At 72.8% G+C, this 18266-nt stretch carries 12 protein-coding genes; 7 read left to right on the forward strand and 5 right to left on the reverse strand.

Annotation, left to right across the window (positions count from 1 at the left end):
* Position 1: 1 nt before the first annotated feature.
* Complete coding sequence (locus IEZ01_RS25130; protein WP_189203903.1) at positions 2-1231, reverse strand: glycosyltransferase; 1230 nt, start codon at positions 1229-1231, stop codon at positions 2-4.
* Between the two features lie 211 nt (positions 1232-1442).
* On the reverse strand, positions 1443-2057 hold the full coding sequence (locus tag IEZ01_RS25135) for a flavodoxin family protein (RefSeq protein ID WP_019884214.1): 615 nt from the start codon (positions 2055-2057) through the stop codon (positions 1443-1445).
* Between the two features lie 312 nt (positions 2058-2369).
* Here IEZ01_RS25135 and IEZ01_RS25140 point away from each other — a divergent pair, with 312 nt between their 5' ends.
* The 5 genes from IEZ01_RS25140 (at position 2370) to IEZ01_RS25160 (ending at position 9614) form a co-directional block, all read left to right on the forward strand.
* Positions 2370-3878: an aldehyde dehydrogenase family protein gene (locus IEZ01_RS25140; RefSeq protein WP_189203905.1), complete on the forward strand. Its 1509-nt coding sequence runs from the start codon at positions 2370-2372 to the stop codon at positions 3876-3878.
* Positions 3878-5401, forward strand: coding sequence for a GMC family oxidoreductase (locus IEZ01_RS25145; RefSeq protein WP_019884216.1), 1524 nt, complete (start codon positions 3878-3880; stop codon positions 5399-5401). Before IEZ01_RS25140 ends, IEZ01_RS25145 begins: the two co-directional genes overlap by 1 nt.
* Entirely contained in the window at positions 5401-6474 is a 1074-nt protein-coding gene (locus IEZ01_RS25150; RefSeq protein ID WP_028797227.1) for a quaternary amine ABC transporter ATP-binding protein, read from the forward strand. Before IEZ01_RS25145 ends, IEZ01_RS25150 begins: the two co-directional genes overlap by 1 nt.
* A 130-nt stretch (positions 6475-6604) precedes the next feature.
* Positions 6605-8629, forward strand: coding sequence for an ABC transporter permease subunit (locus tag IEZ01_RS25155; protein WP_189203908.1), 2025 nt, complete (start codon positions 6605-6607; stop codon positions 8627-8629).
* 1 nt (position 8630) lies between these two features.
* Positions 8631-9614, forward strand: coding sequence for an ABC transporter substrate-binding protein (locus IEZ01_RS25160; protein ID WP_019884219.1), 984 nt, complete (start codon positions 8631-8633; stop codon positions 9612-9614).
* 61 nt (positions 9615-9675) lie between these two features.
* On the opposite strand, the gene IEZ01_RS25165 is transcribed toward IEZ01_RS25160, so the two are convergent.
* From IEZ01_RS25165 to IEZ01_RS25175, 3 genes are all read right to left on the reverse strand, one after another.
* Positions 9676-10017: a hypothetical protein gene (locus tag IEZ01_RS25165; protein WP_019884220.1), complete on the reverse strand. Its 342-nt coding sequence runs from the start codon at positions 10015-10017 to the stop codon at positions 9676-9678.
* Between the two features lie 119 nt (positions 10018-10136).
* Entirely contained in the window at positions 10137-12032 is a 1896-nt protein-coding gene (locus tag IEZ01_RS25170; protein WP_189203910.1) for a protein kinase domain-containing protein, read from the reverse strand.
* A gap of 50 nt (positions 12033-12082) precedes the next feature.
* A complete protein-coding gene (locus IEZ01_RS25175; RefSeq protein ID WP_019884222.1) occupies positions 12083-14476 on the reverse strand; it encodes a phosphoketolase family protein in 2394 nt (797 codons plus the stop codon).
* Positions 14477-14625: 149 nt separating this feature from the next.
* Here IEZ01_RS25175 and IEZ01_RS25180 point away from each other — a divergent pair, with 149 nt between their 5' ends.
* Together IEZ01_RS25180 and IEZ01_RS25185 are read left to right on the forward strand one after the other, a co-directional pair.
* Complete coding sequence (locus IEZ01_RS25180) at positions 14626-16104, forward strand: glutamate-cysteine ligase family protein (protein WP_019884223.1); 1479 nt, start codon at positions 14626-14628, stop codon at positions 16102-16104.
* 83 nt (positions 16105-16187) lie between these two features.
* Positions 16188-18263, forward strand: a complete 2076-nt coding sequence (locus IEZ01_RS25185) for a DUF4139 domain-containing protein (RefSeq protein ID WP_052185613.1) — start codon at positions 16188-16190, stop codon at positions 18261-18263.
* Positions 18264-18266 lie beyond the last annotated feature (3 nt).

Genomic DNA, 18266 nt, shown 5'->3' on the forward strand with positions numbered 1-18266 from the left:
GTCAGCGGGCCGCGCGTTCGACGGCCTCCAGCACGGGCCGTACGCCGTCCTCGTCGGCCAGTCGGGCGGCGATCGCGCGGGCGCGGCGGCGGGGGCCCGCGTCGCGGGTCGCGGCCGTCAGCGCGGCGGCGAGGCGGGCGGAGGTCAGCTGCCGCAGCGGGATCGCGTCGGGCGCCACGCCGAGCCGGACCAGGCGGCCGGCCCAGAAGCCCGCGGCGAAGTGGATGGGCACCGGCACCGCGGGGACCCCGGCGCGCAGTCCGGCGGCGGTGGTGCCGGCGCCGGCGTGGTGGACGACGGCGGCCATGTGCGGGAAGAGGAGGCTGTGGGGGACTTCGCCGATGGTGATCATGTCGTCGCCGTCGACGCGCAGTCCGGCCCAGCCTTCTTGGATCACGCCGCGCAGACCCGCCGTACGCAGCGCCTCGCGGATCTGGCCGCTGAAGCGGGACGGGTCGGGGACGGTGATGCTGCCCGTGCCGATGAAGACGGGTGCGGGTCCCGCGGCGAGGAAGTCGCGCAGGGCGGAGGGCAGTTGGGTTGAGGTGTCGGGCGGCCACCAGTAGCCCGTGGCGTCCAGGCCCGGCCGCCAGTCCCTCGGCCGGGGAGCGACATGCGGGCTGTAGCCGTGCAGTACGGGCCAGCGCCGCCGCTCGCGCGCCCGGCGCTGGCCCTGGAGGGTGCGGGGCGGCAGGCCGAGCCGCCGGCGCAGGGCATGCGCGGCGGGGGCGTAGATCTGGTCGAGGGCAAGGTTCACGCCATGCCCGGCGGCTCTGTTGGCGAGCGCGCCCCAGGAGCCGCCTCCCGTCATGGGCGGGGCGAACTGGCGTGTGGGGTGGAGGGGTTGGAGGTGGAGACCGATGCTGGGCAGAGCGAGCCCTTCGGCGATGGCGTAGCCCAGGGGCGCCACCGATCCGGACAGCAGGAGGATGTCACTGGAACGCGCGGCCCGGAGGAGCGCCTCCGTCATGTCCCCGGCCAGGGCCCTGGCCATGGCCACCACCCGCACCAGCTTCCCCGGCCCGGTCCCGCTGCGGTGCAGGGTGCTCCCCCACTCCGACCGGAGTTCGGCCTGCGGATCGACGGGCAATGGATGGAATCCGGCCCTGGTGGTGGAGACCAACGACTCGAACCGGCCGTGCGTCACGACGGTGACCTCGTGCCCGGCGTCCACCAGCCCCTCGGCGAGCCCGGTGAAGGGCGCCACGTCACCACGCGAACCAACCGTCATGATCGCTACTCGCACGATCCCTCAGTATGAACCCCGGCCCGGCGCCGGCGGAGGAGCCACGCTGGCCGCCGGGGGCGCGCCCGCGCGCCTCTGCTCAGTCGTCCGCGCCGGGCTCAGTCCTCCGCGCCGATGGACGGCCAGCGGGCCCCGGGGAGCCCCACCCGGACGGCACGGCGACGGCCGATCGGCCGAACGGCCCAGCTCGGCGGCGTCAGCTGGGCGGGTACGAGGCGCCCTTGAGGCGGCGCGCGAGGTGGGCGGCGTTGGCGGCGAGCGTGGCCGTGGTGGCGGCGGTCTTCTCGGGGGTTTTGTCCAGGTCCTGGTAGTCGGTGCCATGCATGGCCTCGCCGACCCAGTAGGTGACCGCGTTCGCGGGCAGGGTGAAGCCGACGTCGTTCAATCCCTGGAAGAGATTGGCGCTGACGTTGTGGGCGCCGTCCTCGTTGCCGACCACGCACACGCCCGCGACCTTGCCGTAGGTGAGCATGCGGCCTTCGTCGTCGGTCTCGGAGAGTTCGGCGTCCAGCCGCTCCAGCACCCGCTGGGCGAGGCTGGAGGGGTGCCCGAGCCAGATCGGGGTGGACAGGATGAGGATGTCGCAGCCCAGGATCGTGTCCCGGATCTCCGGCCACGCGTCTCCGTCGCCCATGTCGGTCTTCACGCCGGGTTTCACGTCGTGATCCACGACACGGATCACCTTCCCGGTCACGCCATGCTCGCCGAGGGCGGTCATGGTCTGTTCGGCCAGCAGCTGCGAGCTGGAGCGGGCGGGGGACGGCGAGAGGGTGCAGACGAGTGCGACGGCACGGAGTGGTGTGTGATCCATGGTGTCGCTGCTGCCCCGCTCTCCGTGCTTCTACCGCTTCCGCGGCGAAATCCACCCGCACGTCCCGGGCCGCGTCCCGCATGGCATCGCATCGCATCGCATCGCATCGCATCGCATCGGCCACATCGTCGGAACCCGTCGCCCCGCCCGTATGTGACGCGGGACACTCGATTCCCGCCCTCCCGGGCCACGGAAAGTGAAACAGATCACTCTCAGTGAGCTTTTGCGCATGGTTCTTGCGGTCCGGGGCAGGCGGCCAGATCGCCGGGACCGCCCGGTAGGGGGATCAAGGAACGAAAGGCCATACGCGACGTGTCCGCAGCACAACAGACCATCCACGTGGGCGGAGAGTGGCGAGCAGCCGCCTCCGGCGCCACGCGCGAGATCATCGACCCCGTCGACGCGACCGTTTTCGCGGTCGTGTCGGAGGGCGGTGTCGCGGACACGGACGACGCCGTGGCCGCCGCACGTGCCGCGTTCGACGACGGCGCCTGGCCGCGTACACCGGTCGCCGAGCGCGCCGCGCTCCTGCGGCGCGTCGCCGACCTCCTGGAGCGCGACCGCGAGCGGATCGGCGCGCTGGAGAGCCAGGACGCCGGCAAGACCCTGGAGGAGGGCCGCGTCGACGTCGACTGCGTCCGCGACGCCTTCCGCTACTTCGCCGATCTCGTCATGAACGAGAGCGGCGGACGGGTCGTGGACGCCGGCTCCGACGAGATCCACAGCGTCGTCGTACACGAGCCCGTCGGCGTCTGCGCCCTGATCACGCCGTGGAACTACCCGCTGCTCCAGGCCAGCTGGAAGATCGCCCCCGCGCTCGCCGCCGGCAACACGTTCGTGATCAAGCCGAGCGAGATCACCCCGCTGACGACCGTCGCGCTGATCGAGCTGCTGATGGAGGCCGGGCTGCCGCTGGGCGCCGCGAACATCGTCACCGGCCCCGGCGCCACCGTCGGCGCCCGGCTCGCCGAACACCCCGACGTGGACCTCGTCTCGTTCACCGGCGGTCTCGTCAGCGGTACGAAGGTCGCCCGCGCGGCCGCCGACACCGTCAAGAAGGTCGCCCTCGAACTCGGCGGCAAGAACCCCAACGTCGTCTTCGCCGACGCCTGCGCGACCCCGGACGGCTTCGACACCGCCGTCGACCAGGCGCTCAACGCCGCGTTCATCCACAGCGGTCAGGTCTGCTCCGCCGGCTCCCGGCTCATCGTCGAGGAGTCGCTGCGCGAGCGGTTCGTCGCCGAACTCGCCCGCCGGGCCGAGCTGATCCGCCTGGGACGCGGCACGGACGAGGGTGTCGAGTGCGGCCCGCTGGTCTCCGCCGCCCAGCTGGCGCGGACCGAGGAGTACGTCGCCTCCGCGCTGAAGGAGGGCGCGGTCCTGCGCGCGGGCGGCGAGAAGCCCGAGGGCCCCGGCTTCTTCTACCGGCCCACCGTCCTCGACCGCTGCAACCGCCGGATGCGTGTCGTCCGCGAGGAGATCTTCGGGCCCGTCCTCACGGTCGAGACCTTCCGCACCGAGGACGAGGCCGTCGCCCTCGCCAACGACACCGAGTACGGCCTCGCCGGAGCCGTGTGGACCTCCGACGCGGGCCGCGCCCGCCGGGTCGCCGGGCGGCTGCGCCACGGCACCGTGTGGATCAACGACTTCCACCCGTACCTCCCGCAGGCGGAGTGGGGCGGCTTCGGGAAGTCCGGCACCGGCCGCGAGCTGGGCCCCACGGGTCTCGCCGAGTACCGCGAGGCCAAGCACATCTACCAGAACCTCGCTCCGCGCCCCGTGCGCTGGTTCGCGGGCCGAGCGGAGAAGGACCGCGCATGATGAACGACCAGACTCTTTACGACTACGTCGTCGTCGGCGGCGGCACCGCCGGATCCGTGATCGCCTCCCGGCTCACCGAGGACCCTGACGTCACCGTCGCCGTCATCGAGGGCGGCCCCAGCGACGTCGGCCGCGACGACGTGCTCACGCTGCGCCGCTGGATGGGCCTGCTCGGCGGTGAACTGGACTACGACTACCCCACCACCGAGCAGCCGCGCGGCAATTCGCACATCCGCCACAGCCGCGCCCGCGTGCTCGGCGGCTGCTCCTCGCACAACACCCTCATCGCGTTCAAGCCGCTGCCGTCCGACTGGGACGAGTGGGCCGAGGCCGGTGCCGAGGGCTGGGACGCGGCCGCCATGGACCCGTACTTCGCCAAGCTGCGCAACAACGTCGTGCCCGTCGACGAGGCCGACCGGAACGCGATCGCGCGTGACTTCGTCGACGCGGCGCAGGCCGCGCTCGGCGTGCCGCGCGTCGAGGGGTTCAACAAGCAGCCGTTCCACGAGGGCGTCGGCTTCTTCGACCTCGCGTACCACCCGGAGAACAACAAGCGGTCCTCCGCCTCGGTCGCCTACCTGCACCCGTTCCTGGACCGGCCGAACCTGCACATCGCCCTGGAGACCTGGGCGTTCCGGCTGGAGCTTGAGGGGACCCGCGCCACCGGCGTGCACATCCGTACCAAGGACGGCGCCGAGCATGTCGTACGGGCCCGGCGGGAGGTCCTGGTGTGCGCCGGGGCCGTGGACACCCCGCGGCTGCTGCTGCACTCCGGCATCGGGCCGCGCGCCGACCTGGAGAAGCTCGGCATTCCCGTCGTGCACGACCTGCCGGGCGTCGGGGAGAACCTCCTCGACCACCCCGAGTCGGTCATCGTCTGGGAGACCCACGGGCCGATCCCGGAGAACTCCGCGATGGACTCCGACGCCGGACTGTTCGTCCGCCGCGACCCGGAGGCGGAGGGGCCCGATCTGATGTTCCACTTCTACCAGATCCCCTTCACCGACAACCCCGAGCGCCTGGGCTACGAACGCCCCGCGCACGGCGTGTCGATGACCCCCAACATCCCCAAGCCGCGCAGCCGCGGCCGGCTCTACCTCACGAGCGCCGACCCGGAGGTCAAGCCGGCCCTGGACTTCCGCTACTTCACCGACCCGGAGGACTACGACGGCCGGACCCTCGTCGACGGCATCCGTATCGCCCGCGAGATCGCGGCGAGCGAGCCGCTGGCCGGCTGGCTGAAGCGGGAGGTCTGCCCCGGCCCCGAGGTGACCTCCGACGAGGAGCTCAGTGAGTACGCGCGGAAGGTCGCGCACACCGTCTACCACCCGGCGGGCACGTGCCGGATGGGTGCGGTCGACGACGAACTCGCCGTCGTCGCACCCGACTTGAAGATCCGTGGCCTGGAGGGCATCCGGATCGCCGACGCATCCGTGTTCCCCACCATGACCGCCGTCAATCCGATGATCGGCGTCCTCATGGTCGGGGAGAAATGCGCGGACCTACTGGGAGGTAAAGCCTGATGAACACTCCGACCGCACCGCATACACCCCCTTCCGTGTTCGCCGTCCGCGACCTGTGGAAGGTCTTCGGACCGAAGGCCGACCGCGTCCCCGGTGACGCCGGGCTCGCCGCCCTCGACGCGGCCGGACTGCGCGCGCGCACCGGCTGCACCGCCGCCGTACGCGACGTCTCCTTCGACGTCCGCAAGGGCGAGGTCTTCGTGGTCATGGGCCTGTCCGGCTCCGGCAAGTCGACCCTCGTCCGCTGCCTGACCCGGCTCATCGAGCCGACCTCGGGCACGATCTCCATCGACGGCGAGGACGTGCTGTCGATGGACGCCGGACGGCTGCGCGAACTGCGCCGGCACCGGGCGGCGATGGTCTTCCAGCACTTCGGGCTGCTGCCACACCGGTCCGTGCTCGACAACGTCGCCTACGGGCTGGAGATCCAGGGTGTGGGGCGCGCCGCGCGGCGCGAGCGGGCGGCGGAGTTCGTCACCAAGGTCGGCCTCGAAGGCATGGAGCACCGCCGGCCGGGCCAGCTGTCCGGCGGGCAGCAGCAGCGCGTCGGGCTGGCTCGCGCGCTCGCCGTGGACCCCGAGGTCCTGCTGTTCGACGAGCCGTTCAGCGCGCTGGACCCGCTGATCCGCCGTGACATGCAGGAGGAGGTCGTACGCCTGCACCGCGAGGAGGGGCGCACGATGGTCTTCATCACGCACGACCTGAGCGAGGCGCTGCGGCTCGGCGACCGGATCGCGCTGATGCGCGACGGCCGGATCGTGCAGCTCGGCACGCCCGAGGAGATCGTAGGCTCGCCCGCGGACGACTACGTACGCGACTTCGTCCGGGACGTACCGCGCGAGCAGGTCCTGACCGTCCGGGCGGCCATGCGCCCCGCGCGGTCCACCGAGTCCGAGGCGGGCCCGGCGCTCGCCCCGGACGCCACCGTCCACGAGGCCATCGAGGCCGTCGCCCGCACGGGCGAGACCGCGCGGGTCGTCCAGGACGGCCGCTGCCTCGGCGTGGTCGACCAGGCGGCCCTGCTGGGGGTCGTGGCAGGGGTCGCGGCCCCGGCCGGAAAGGCGGCCGCCTGATGTACGCGCATACGACCTGGCCGCCGCCGGGCCACCCGGCACACGATGACCGCCTTTCGGCGCGCGGTGGACGCCTCGGAGCGGATGACCGCCCGGCACACCGTGACCGCCGCGTCCGGAGGTGGGCCCGATGACCGCCACCGTCACCCCCAACGGCACGCCCGCCACAGTCCCGCCCGCCACCGCCACGCCCATGGGCCCCGCGACCGAGCCGGCCGCGTCCGCCACCGCCACCGCCACCGGTGCGCTGCGCGCCTTCGCCCGGGACCGCCGTCGGCCGATCGCGGCCGGAGCAGTCGTCGCGCTCGTCCTCGGCGCCCTGCTCCTGGGCGGCGGCGGCTGGCCCGCCGCGCTCACCGTCGACCTGTCCGGACCGCTCGGCACCACCAGCGACTGGATCATCGACAACCGCGACAGCCACCCGCTGTTCCTCTACGGCCTCGGACACGTCAGCAACGCCGTCGTCCTCTCCGTACGCGCCGTCTATCTGGTGCTGCTCGCCCTCGGCTGGGCCGGCGTCACCGCCGCGGCCGGGCTGGTCGCCTGGCGTGTGGCGGGCGCCCGGCTCGCGTTGGTCGCGGTCGCCGCCTTCGGGGCGTGCGGGCTGCTCGGCATGTGGGTGCCCACCATGCAGACGCTCGCCCTGATGGTGGTCGCCGTCGGCGCGTCCGTCGCGCTGGGCGGGGTCCTCGGACTTGCCGCCGGTCTCTCGGACCGTACGCACCGGATCCTGCGGCCCGTCCTCGACACCATGCAGGTGCTGCCGGCGTTCGCCTACCTCCTGCCGGTCGTGCTGGTCTTCGGCATCGGTGTGCCGGCCGCCGTCCTCGCCACCGTCGTCTACGCCGCCCCGCCCATGGCCCGGCTCACCGCCCTCGGGCTGCGCGGCGCGGACGCCGGCGTGATGGAGGCCGCCGCCTCAATGGGCGCCACCGCCCGGCAGCGGCTGCTCACCGCCCGGCTGCCGCTGGCCCGCAAGGAACTCCTCCTCGGCGTCAACCAGTCGATCATGATGGCGCTTTCGATGGCCGTGATCGCGTCCGTGATCGGCGCGGGCGGCCTCGGCGACCGCGTCTACCAGGCGCTCGCCTCCGTCGACGTCGGCGCGGCGCTCGCCGCGGGCGTCCCGATCGTGCTGCTCGCCGTCGTCCTCGACCGCGTCACCGCCGCCGCGGGCGAGCGGATCGGTGCGGCTCCGGCCCGCCACGCCCGGCTCGGCTGGGCCGTCGCCGCCGTGACCACCGCCGCCGTCGCCGTGGCCGGGCGTCTGTCCGGCCGGCTCGGATGGCCCGACGCCTGGACGGTGGACATCGCGCCGACGGTCAACACGGCCGTCGACTGGATGACCGCCCACCTCTACTCCGGCGTGCCCGTGATCGGCGGCACCGCCGACTGGGCCGGCCACTTCACCACGTGGGTCCTCGACCCGGTCCGCGGCGGCCTGCAGTGGCTGCCCTGGTGGGCCGTGCTGGTGACCGTCGGCGTGCTCGCCCTGCTCATCGGCACCTGGCGCACCGCGGCGACCGCTGTCGCCGCGATGGCCGGGATCGGCGTGCTCGGTGTCTGGGACCCGGCGCTCGACACGCTGTCCCAGGTGCTGGCCGCCGTCGCCGTGACGCTGGTGCTCGGCTTCGCCGTCGGCATCGCGGCGGCCCGCAGCGCCCGGCTGGCCCGCGCGCTCCGCCCCGTCCTGGACGTCTTCCAGACGATGCCGCAGTTCGTCTACCTCATCCCCGTGGTCGCACTGTTCGGCGTCGGCCGCGCCCCGGCCGTCGCCGCCGCCGTGGTCTACGCGCTGCCCGCGGTCGTACGGATCACCACACAGGGCATGCGTGCGGTGGATCCGGCCGCCATGGAGTCGTCCCGTTCGCTGGGCGCGACCGGGCGGCAGCAGCTGTTCCAGGTGCAACTTCCCCTGGCGCGGCCCGCGTTGCTGCTCGCCGTCAACCAGGGCGTGGTCCTCGTTCTCGCCGTCGTCGTCATCGGCGGCCTCGTGGGCGGTGGCGCACTCGGTTACGACGCGGTCTTCGGCCTCGCCCAGGGCGACCTGGCGACCGGTCTCGTCGCCGGTGCGGCCATCGTCGGCCTCGGCCTGATGCTCGACCGGGTCACCCAGCCCACGGAACGCCGAGACCCTGCCGGAAAGGGGGCCTGAGATGGCTCGCACCCGTACCCGCGCGCGTACCCGTACGCGCTTCGCCGCTCTGGCCGCCGCCGTCGCCCTGACGGCCCTCACCGGCTGCGGCGCCGCCGACATGACCACGCAGGCCTCCCCGTACGCCGACGCGAAGAGCTCGCGGACGGTGACCCTGTCCGTGCAGTCCTGGGTCGGCGCGCAGGCCAACGTCGCCGTCGCCCAGTACCTCCTGGAACAGGAGCTCGGCTACCGCGTGGACACCGTCCAGATCGACGAGATCCCCGCCTGGGACGCTCTCAGCCAGGGCCGGGTGGACGCGATCCTGGAGGACTGGGGCCACCCGGAGCAGGAGAAGCGGTACATCGACGACAAGGGGACCATCAAGCGCGGTGGCGATCTCGGGGTGACCGGCCACATCGGCTGGTTCGTGCCCACGTACTTCGCGAAGGAGCACCCGGACGTCACCGACTGGAAGAACCTGAACAAGTACGCCGACACCTTCCGCACGGCGGAGAGCGGCGGCAAGGGGCAGCTCCTGGACGGCTCGCCGTCGTACATCACCAACGACAAGGCGCTGGTGAAGAACCTGGACCTGGACTACCAGGTCGTCTTCGCGGGCTCCGAGGCGGCGCAGATCACCCAGATCAAGCAGTTCGCCAAGGAGAAGAAGCCGTTCCTGACCTACTGGTACAACCCGCAGTGGCTGTTCGAGAAGGTCCCGATGACGGAGGTGAAGCTGCCGGCGTACAAGGAGGGCTGCGACGCCGACCCGAAGAAGGTGGCCTGCGCCTACCCCCACACGCCGCTGCAGAAGTTCCTCAACGCCCGCTTCGCGGACGGCGGGGGTGACGCCGCCGCCTTCCTGAAGAAGTTCCGGTGGACGACCGAGATGCAGAACGACGTGGCGCTGATGATCGCGGAGCAGAAGCTGTCGCCGCGGGAGGCGGCCCGGAAGTGGGTCGAGTCCAACGAGGCCACCTGGCGGACCTGGCTTCCGTCGTGACGCGCGGGTGCGGTGGGCCCGGCCTGTGCCGGGTCCACCGCGCCGGCCTCTTGACGCGCCCCTAGGCTCTGTCGGCCGACGCCTCGACGGCCTTCGCAGAGGTGGCCAGCTCCACCACGGCCGTCAGGCTCAGCCCGGGTGCCGCCTGACGCAGCGCCTTGATCGCGGCGATCGAGTCGGCCGGGCCGGTCACACCCGCCACGTCGAGCCGCTCGCGCACCCAGCGGGCGCGCAGCCGCTCCGGCGGTACGGCCACGGCGTCCCGCACGATGGCCAGCGCCCGCTCAAGCCCGGCCCGCTCCTCCGGCGCGGCACCCTCGAGCGCCTCGCGGACGGCTGCCTCGATGCCGTCGGCGTCCCGTACCACGATCGTCTGCACTTCCGGCTTCGTGATTCCGAACATGCGGCGATCCTCCGCCCGTGCCGGTGCGTGGGACAAGCGAGTTGAGGATCTTCAGAGGTCGGGCCCAAAGCCCGGCGCCCGGCGACGGGTCGGTCGCGCCGGGGCGTCCACCGGGCGGCCTAGCTCTGCCTCGTCCAGCGCTGCGACGCCTCCCCGGCACACGAGGCCGTCACCAGGCCGCTGCTCATGCCCAGGTCGAGGCAGCCGCCGCCGTATTCGGCCCGCAGGCTGCCGCCCGGACCCGTGCTCCACAGCCGGCTGGCGTCCCCGGAGCAGTCGCCCACGAAGACGGCCTGGCCGAGACCGTTGGAGTACAGGCATCCGCCGGTCTGCCGGTTCTCGAGCTTGAAGGTACCGTCCGGCCCGCTCCGCATGGTCCACCGGGCGGTCGAGTCGGAGCACGCCCCGTGGTCGGAGGAGCCGTAGACCTGGATGATGCACCGGTTGTTGTCGCCGTTGCGGTAGCGGTAGGTGCCGGAGGTCGGGGGCTTCGTGGCCGTGGGCGTGGCACCGCCGGGGGTCCCCGAGGCGCCCGTGCCGGTGGAGGTGCCAGGGGTGCCTGAGCCGGTGGAGGCGCCGGAGCCTCCGGAGGGACCTGAGCCGGCCGAGCCGCCGGAGCCGTCCTGGGTGCCGGTCGCGGCGCCTGAGCCGGCCGTCACCTGGGTCCCGCCGCCGGCTCCCGCGCTCTGGCCCTTGCCGGCGTCCTGGCCCTTGTCCTGGTCCTTGGGCGGCGACGGGGGCGCCGTACGGGGCGGGGTGCCGCCCTTCGTCGGCGGCGTCGGGTCGGCGGGTGCCGAGACCGCCGAGGAGGGGGTGCTGCCTGCCTGGTTTCCGGGGGTCGACGTGTGCGGCAGGTTCTGGACGACGAGGGTCGTACCACCCGCGACCACGACGACGGGGACGACGGCGAGGACGACGCGCGTACGCCGCCGGCGTTCGGGCCGCCCTGGACGCTCGGTTCGCTCAGGCCGCTCAGGTCCTTCAGGGCGGGCCTCGGACTTCGGCTCCGGCTCGGACGTCCGCTCCGGCTCCGGCTCGGACTTCCGCTCCGGCTCCGGCGTTTCGCCCGCGAGCGGGAGGGTCGGTACGTCGACCTCCTGTACGTCCGCGGCGAACGCGGCCCGCTCGGAGAGCCGCTCGCTGATCGCTGCCGGCCACAGCGAGGCGGCGAACGGGCCCTGTCGCGAGGCGCGTTCGAGCAGTTCCGCGGCGCTGGGGCGGGCCTCGGGGTCCTTGGCGAGGCAGCCCGCGACGACCTCGGCGAGGTCCGGCGCGAGAGCCCGCAACGGCTCCAGGTCGGGCTCCTCGTGGACGATGCGGTACAGCACACCGTGCCCCGACTCGTCCCCGAAGGGCGGCCGCCCGCACGCCGCGTAGGCGAGCACCGAGCCCAGCGCGAAGACATCGGCGGCGCCGCTCACTCCCTTCGTCCCCGAGGCCTGTTCGGGCGCCATGTAGGCGGGCGTGCCGACGACCATGCCGGTCCTGGTCAGCTGGCTCTGCTCGGCGGCGCGGGCGACACCGAAGTCGATGAGGGTGAGACCGTCGAGGGTCAGCATGACGTTGGACGGCTTGATGTCCCGGTGCACCATCCCGAGCGCGTGCACCGACGCGAGACCGGCCGCCGCCTCCCGCAGCAGCAGCCACAGCGCGGGCACGGGCAGCGGAGCGCCGTGCAGGTCGACGGCCTCCCTCAGCGTGATGCCGGGGACGTACGCGGTGGCGAACCAGGGCGGCCGCGCCGTGCGGTCGCCGGCCAGCAGCGGTGCGGTGGTCTCGGCGGGCAGTCGGGCGAGGTTGTCCAGCTCGTGCCCGAAACGGCGCAGGAAGTCCTTGTCCTCGCCGACGACCGAGGCCAGCAGCTGCTTCACGGCGACGTACCGGCCCTGGTGGACCCCGAGGTACACCCGCCCCATGCCGCCGGCGCCGAGCCGGCCCACCAGCGGAATCGCCCCGATCCGCGGCGGATCCTCCGCCTCCAGCGGCTCGGCTCCGCTCCCCCTCAGCTCCACCATGTCTCCAAGATCTGCCCCGTCAGAATTGGAATCAGGTTCCAGAATCTACTCTAGATCCAGGCCCAGTCGGCGACTTCGGGAAGGTCCGTGCCGTGTTCACGGATCCAGGCGTGGTGACGGGTACGGGCGTCCGCCATCGCCTGGCGTACGCCCACGGCACGCACCCCGAGCCCCGGCACACGGTCGATGACGTCCATGACGAGCCGGTAGCGGTCGAGGTCGTTGCTGACCACCATGTCGAAGGGCGTGGTGGTGGTGCCCCTCTCCTTGTAGCCGCGGACGTGGAGGTGGGCGTGGCCGGTCCGGCGGTAGGCGAGGCGGTGCACCAGCCAGGGGTAGCCGTGGTACGCGAAGATCACCGGCCTGTCCGGTGTGAAGAGCGCGTCGTACTCGGCGTCGGTCATGCCGTGCGGGTGCTCTCCCTGGGGCATGAGCCGGGTCATGTCCACGACGTTGACGACACGTACGGCGAGGTCGGGCAGATGGTCGCGGAGCAGTCCGGCGGCCGCGAGCACCTCCTGGGTGGGGACGTCGCCCGCGCAGGCGAGGACCACGTCCGGCTCCCGCGTGCCGTCCTCGGTGCCCGCCCACTCCCACACACCCGCGCCCCTGGCGCAGTGGACGCGGGCCTCGTCGAGGGAGAGCCAGTCGAAACAGGGCTGTTTGCCGGCGACGATCACGTTCACGTAGTCGCGGCTGCGCAGGGCGTGGTCCGCCACCGACAGCAGGGTGTTGGCGTCCGGCGGCAGGTAGACGCGGACGACTTCGGGGCTCTTGTTGAGCACGTGGTCGACGAAGCCCGGGTCCTGGTGGGAGAAGCCGTTGTGGTCCTGCCGCCAGACGTGGGAGGTGAGCAGGTAGTTGAGGGAGGGGACGGGTGCGCGCCAGTGCAGGGTGCGCGCGGTCCTGAGCCATTTGATGTGCTGGTTGACCATGGAGTCGACGATGTGGACGAAGGCTTCGTAGCAGGAGAAGAGTCCGTGGCGGCCGGTGAGGACATAGCCCTCCAGCCATCCCTGGCAGGTGTGTTCGGAGAGGATCTCCATCACCCGGCCGTGCCGGTCGAGGTGTTCGTCGGTGTCGGCGGTCCGCTCCTGCCACGCCTTGCCGCTGGCCTCGTACACCGCGTGGAGGCGGTTGGACGCGGTCTCGTCCGGGCCGACGAGCCGGAAGTCACGGCGGTCGGCGGTGGCGGCCATGACGCCTTCCAGCAGGTCGCCGAGGACCTTGGCCGGCTCGTGCCGGCTACGGCCCGGCTCCTCGACGGGGACGGCGTAACGTTCGAGCGGCGGCACGGGCAGGTCACGGGTGAGCAGACCGCCGTTGGCGTGCGGTGTGGCGCCCAGCCGCCGCCGGCCTTCCGGTACGCAGTCCAGGACGTCCGCCCGTGGGCGGCCGCGCTCGTCGAAGAGCTCCTCGGGGGCGTACGAGCGGAGCCACGCCTCCAGCTGGGCCAGGTGGTCGGGGTTGTCCCGCACGCCGGCCAGGGGGACCTGGTGCGAGCGCCAGGTGCCTTCCACCGGCAGACCGTCGACCTGCGCGGGGCCGGTCCAGCCTTTGGGTGTCCGCAGGACGATCAGCGGCCAGCGCGGCCGCTGGGCCGGACCGCCGGAGCGCGCCGTCCGCTGGATGTCTCGGATGCGGTCGAGGGCGGTGTCCATCGCGCCGGCCATCGCGCGGTGCACCTGAAGCGGGTCGTCGCCGGTGACGTGCAGGGGGTCGTGGCCGTATCCCCGCAGCAGCTCGTCCAGCTCCGCCTCCGGCAGCCGGGCGAGCACGGTCGGATTCGCGATCTTGTAGCCGTTGAGGTGGAGGACGGGCAGCACCGCTCCGTCCCGCACCGGGTCGAGGAACTTGTTGGAGTGCCAGGAGGCGGCGAGCGGCCCGGTCTCCGCCTCGCCGTCGCCGATGACGCAGGCGACCAGCAGCTCGGGGTTGTCGAGTGCGGCGCCGTAGGCGTGCGACAGGGAGTAGCCGAGCTCGCCGCCCTCGTGGATGGAGCCGGGCGTCTCGGGCGCGACATGGCTGGGGACGCCGCCGGGGAAGGAGAACTGGCGGAACAGCCGGGCCATGCCGGTCTCGTCCCGGCTCACGTCCGGGTACACCTCGCTGTAGCTGCCTTCGAGCCAGGAGTTGGCGAGGACGGCCGGTCCGCCGTGCCCCGGGCCCCAGATGCACAGGGCGTCGAGTCCATGCTGTGCGATCACCCTGTTCAGATGGGTGTGCACGAGGTTGAGCCCGGGTGAGGTGCCCCAGTGCCCCAGCAGCCTCGGCTTGATGTGGGCCGGTTCCAGCGGCTTGCGCAGCAGGGGGTTGTCCATCAGGTAGATCTGCCCGACCGACAGGTAATTGGCGGCCCTCCAGTGGGCATCGAGCCTGGCCAGCTCCTCGTCGCTCGGCGGGATGCTCTGCGGTGCGCCCTGGGGCCGGGTGACGTCACTCATCTGGTCCTCTGCCTTTCCTGTGGAGCCCTGTCTTCGACGCTGTACGCCTTCCCCGGAACTCTCCGGAGAACAACCTGAGGTGGTTGCGGCGCGCGGGGAGTGGGACGCTGAAGGTGGGAATCTGTACCGAGGAGACTCGGGAGGCCCGAATGGGACGCGATGTCCCGGCGCTGGTGTTCACCCGTGACGACCGTCGCCAGTTCCGGAACAAGATGCACATGTGCCTCGACGTGCTGGCGCGGATGCTGCGTGAGTCGCGCTTCGACTTCGAGCGGCCGCAGGTCGGTCTGGAGATCGAACTGAACCTCGTGGGCCCCGGAGCCGAGCCCGCCATGCGCAGTACGGACGCCCTGGAGGCGATCGCGGATCCCTCCTGGTCGAGCGAGCTGGGCCGGTTCAACCTGGAGATCAACATCGCTCCGCGTCGGCTCACAGCGGGCGGCCCCGACTCCTGGGAGCAGGAGATCCGGGACGCGCTCAACCATGCCGAGGAGAAGGCCGCGGCGATCGGCGCGCATCTGATCATGATCGGGATCCTGCCGACGCTGGAGCTGAAGAACGTGGGTCTGGCCGCGCTGTCGGAGAATCCGCGGTACCACCTGCTGAACGAGCAGATCTTCGCCGCGCGGGGCGAGGACCTGCTGATCGCGGTGGACGGCGTCGAGCGGCTGAGGACGTACGCGGACACGATCACGCCGGAGGCGGCGTGCACCAGCACGCAGTTCCACCTGCAGGTTTCGCCGGACGAGTTCGCGGACTACTGGAACGCCGCACAGGCCATCGCCGGGGTGCAGGTGGCCTTGGCGGCGAACTCTCCGTTCCTCTTCGGCAAGGAGCTGTGGCGCGAGACGCGTATCCCGCTGTTCGAGCAGGCCACCGACACCCGTCCGGACGAGATCAAGGTGCAAGGTGTACGGCCCAGGGTGTGGTTCGGCGAGCGGTGGATCACCACCGTCTTCGACCTCTTCGAGGAGAACGCGCGCTACTTCCCGGCGCTGCTGCCGCTGTGCGACGACGAGGACCCGCAGGAGACGCTGGAGGGCGGTGGCACGCCGGGTCTTGCCGAGCTCACCCTCCACAACGGGACGATCTACCGCTGGAACCGCCCGGTCTACGCCGTCGTCGACGGCGTGCCGCATCTGCGGGTGGAGAACCGGGTGCTGCCTGCCGGCCCCACGGTGGCCGACATACTGTCGAACGGTGCCTTCTACTACGGACTGACCCGGGCCCTGGTCGACGAGGACCGGCCCGTGTGGTCGCGGATGTCGTTCTCGGCCGCGGAGGACAATCTGCACACCGCGGCCCGGCACGGCATCGACGCCGAGCTGTACTGGCCGGGGATGGGCGAGGTCCCGGTGACCGAGCTGGTGCTGCGGCGCCTGCTGCCGCTGGCCCACCGCGGTCTGGAGCGCGGGGGCATGGACGCGGCCTGGCGGGAGCCGCTGCTGGGGATCATCGAGCAGCGGTGCGTCACCGGCCGCAACGGCGCGGTGTGGCAGTCGGAGATGTTCCACCACCTCCACGACGTCATCCACGCCGACCGGCCCGTCGCGCTGCGGCGGATGACTCAGCAGTACATCGACTACATGCATCTGAACGCTCCGGCGCACACCTGGCCGGTCGAGTGACCCGCGCGCCCCGGGGGCCCGAGACCGCGCGGACCGTTCGGGCGTAGGCTTCGCCCGATACGAACGCGTGGGGGCGGGGGCGCATGACGGCTGAGGCGGCACGGTGGGGTTCGACCCTCGATTCGGTGGTGGTGTACGCGCAGGGCGCGCTCTGCCGCCGCCTGGCCCGGGGCAGCGTGCCGCCGGACGGCTGGCTGCGGGTGACGGGACTGCCCCGCTCACTGGACCCGGGCTCACTGCGGGCCCGGGTGCTGGGCGCCCCCGGGGTGCGGGTCACCGAGGCACGGGTGGAGGTCGAGGCCGAGCCGCCCGGGACCGGCGCGCCGGACGACGTACGGCGTGAGGTGGAGCGGCTGCGTGACGAGTACGCGGCGGCGCAGGAGCGCCGGGAACGGCAGTTGGGCCTGATCGAGGAGGTCAGGGGTCTGCGGCCGGTGTCCCCGCCCCGCAGACGGGACGAGGGGCACCGCCGCACCCCGGCCGACGCATGGCTGGAGCTCGCAGGCTTCGTCGACGAGCGGCTGACCGCACTCCACAGCCGCCTCGTGGAACTGGAGCAGGCGCTGCTCCGCGCCGAGCAGGAGCTCATCGTCGCCGAGGACACACTCGCCCGCGCCTCCACCGACGCACCGTCAGCGCACGTGCCGACCACGGTCTGCGCGGTCCTGACCCTCGACGGCCCCGCCGGCGCGGAGGTGGAGCTGGAGTTGGAGTACGGGGTGCCGGGCGCCGTCTGGGTGCCGGCGTACCGTCTCACCCACCGTCAGGGCGACGGCACCGGCCGTCTGGTGCTGCGTGCCTCGGTCGCCCAGCGCACGGGCGAGGACTGGACCGGGGTGCGCATCGCCCTGGCCACCGCGGACCTCCGGCGCCGCACCGACCTGCCGCGACTGCGCTCGATCCGGATCGGACGCCGTCAGTCCGCGCCCGCGCCGTCCGGCTGGCGCGAGCCTCCGGCGGGGCTCGCCGACCTGTTCGCCGGGTACGACGCGGCGGGTCCTCGCCCTGCCACTCCCGCCGCGTCCGCGGCTGTGCCTGTGGCTGCGGGAGCTGGATACGCGCCCGGCTCCGCGCCGCCACCCCCGCCGCCGGCTCCCCAGGGCTACGGCGCGCCGATGCCGGTCGCCGTCGACCGCGGGTTCTCGGGCCCGGCCGGCAGGCCGGGCAGCGGCGACAGGTCCTTCGCCGGTGCCCCCGCCGCCATGCCGCCGGCGGCTCCGGCGGCCCCCGGCTTCGCCGCGCCGCCACCACTCGCGGTCCCCGCGGCTCCCGGCGCCGCCGCGCCACCCCTGCCGCCGCCGCTCACGCCACCGCCGCCCGGTCCGCCGCAGCCCAGCGACGCCGAGCTCGACTACGCCGCCCTCGTCCTGTCCGGCCCCGACGAGCGGGGCGGCCGCCGAGGCCGGCTGTTCCCCGGCGCTCCCGTGGACGCCGTGGCGGCCGAGTACCGCCGCCGCGCCGAAGCGGTGGCCGCGCTGCCGCTGCCCGGACACGCCGTACGTCCCCGCGAGTCCGCCGGCTCCTTCGACCACCGCTTCGATGCCGCCGCCCGCGCCGACGTTCCCTCGGACGGTACCTGGCACACCGTCACCGTCGGCGAGATCCCGGTCGGCCTGCGCACCGAGTACCTCTGCGTGCCGTCCGTGGAGCAGACGGTGTACGCGACCCTGGTGCTCTCCAATGCCACCGACCAGGCCCTGCTGGCCGGCCCGGTCGAGGTCACCGTCGACGGCGACTTCCTGCTGACGGCGGCGCTTCCCACGCTCGCCCCCGGCGGTGTCCGCCGCGTCGGCCTCGGTCCGGCCGACGGAGTGCGGGTCACCCGCCGGACGCACCTGCGCGAGTCGACTTCCGGCCTGCGGAACAACACCACCGTGCTCGACCACGGCGTCCACGTGGAGCTGGCCAACCGGCTCGCGCGGCCCGTCACCGTCGAGGTCCACGAGCGGGTGCCGGTCACCTCCGAACCGGACGTCCGGATCGAGGAACGGGCCGACTGGGCGGTGCCCGAAAACGGCGCCGGACCCGAGGACCACCCCCCGGGCACCCGCGTCTGGCGGGTGGACCTGCCCGCCGGCGGCACCGCCGCCCTCGACGGCGGCTACCAGATCCGTATCCCGGCCGGCAAAGCCCTGGTCGGCGGTAACCGCAGGAGCTGACAC

Source organism: Streptomyces purpureus (assembly GCF_014648195.1).
In the GTDB taxonomy this organism is placed as follows: Bacteria; Actinomycetota; Actinomycetes; order Streptomycetales; family Streptomycetaceae; genus Streptomyces; species Streptomyces purpureus.

Coding starts and splice junctions, on each gene's coding strand:
- IEZ01_RS25130 (WP_189203903.1), bottom strand. CDS start 1,231: ATGACGGTTGGTTCGCGTGGTGACGTGGCGCCCTTCACCGGGCTCGCC.
- IEZ01_RS25135 (WP_019884214.1), bottom strand. CDS start 2,057: ATGGATCACACACCACTCCGTGCCGTCGCACTCGTCTGCACCCTCTCG.
- IEZ01_RS25145 (WP_019884216.1), top strand. CDS start 3,878: ATGAACGACCAGACTCTTTACGACTACGTCGTCGTCGGCGGCGGCACC.
- IEZ01_RS25150 (WP_028797227.1), top strand. CDS start 5,401: ATGAACACTCCGACCGCACCGCATACACCCCCTTCCGTGTTCGCCGTC.
- IEZ01_RS25155 (WP_189203908.1), top strand. CDS start 6,605: ATGACCGCCACCGTCACCCCCAACGGCACGCCCGCCACAGTCCCGCCC.
- IEZ01_RS25160 (WP_019884219.1), top strand. CDS start 8,631: ATGGCTCGCACCCGTACCCGCGCGCGTACCCGTACGCGCTTCGCCGCT.
- IEZ01_RS25165 (WP_019884220.1), bottom strand. CDS start 10,017: ATGTTCGGAATCACGAAGCCGGAAGTGCAGACGATCGTGGTACGGGAC.
- IEZ01_RS25170 (WP_189203910.1), bottom strand. CDS start 12,032: ATGGTGGAGCTGAGGGGGAGCGGAGCCGAGCCGCTGGAGGCGGAGGAT.
- IEZ01_RS25175 (WP_019884222.1), bottom strand. CDS start 14,476: ATGAGTGACGTCACCCGGCCCCAGGGCGCACCGCAGAGCATCCCGCCG.
- IEZ01_RS25180 (WP_019884223.1), top strand. CDS start 14,626: ATGGGACGCGATGTCCCGGCGCTGGTGTTCACCCGTGACGACCGTCGC.
- IEZ01_RS25185 (WP_052185613.1), top strand. CDS start 16,188: ATGACGGCTGAGGCGGCACGGTGGGGTTCGACCCTCGATTCGGTGGTG.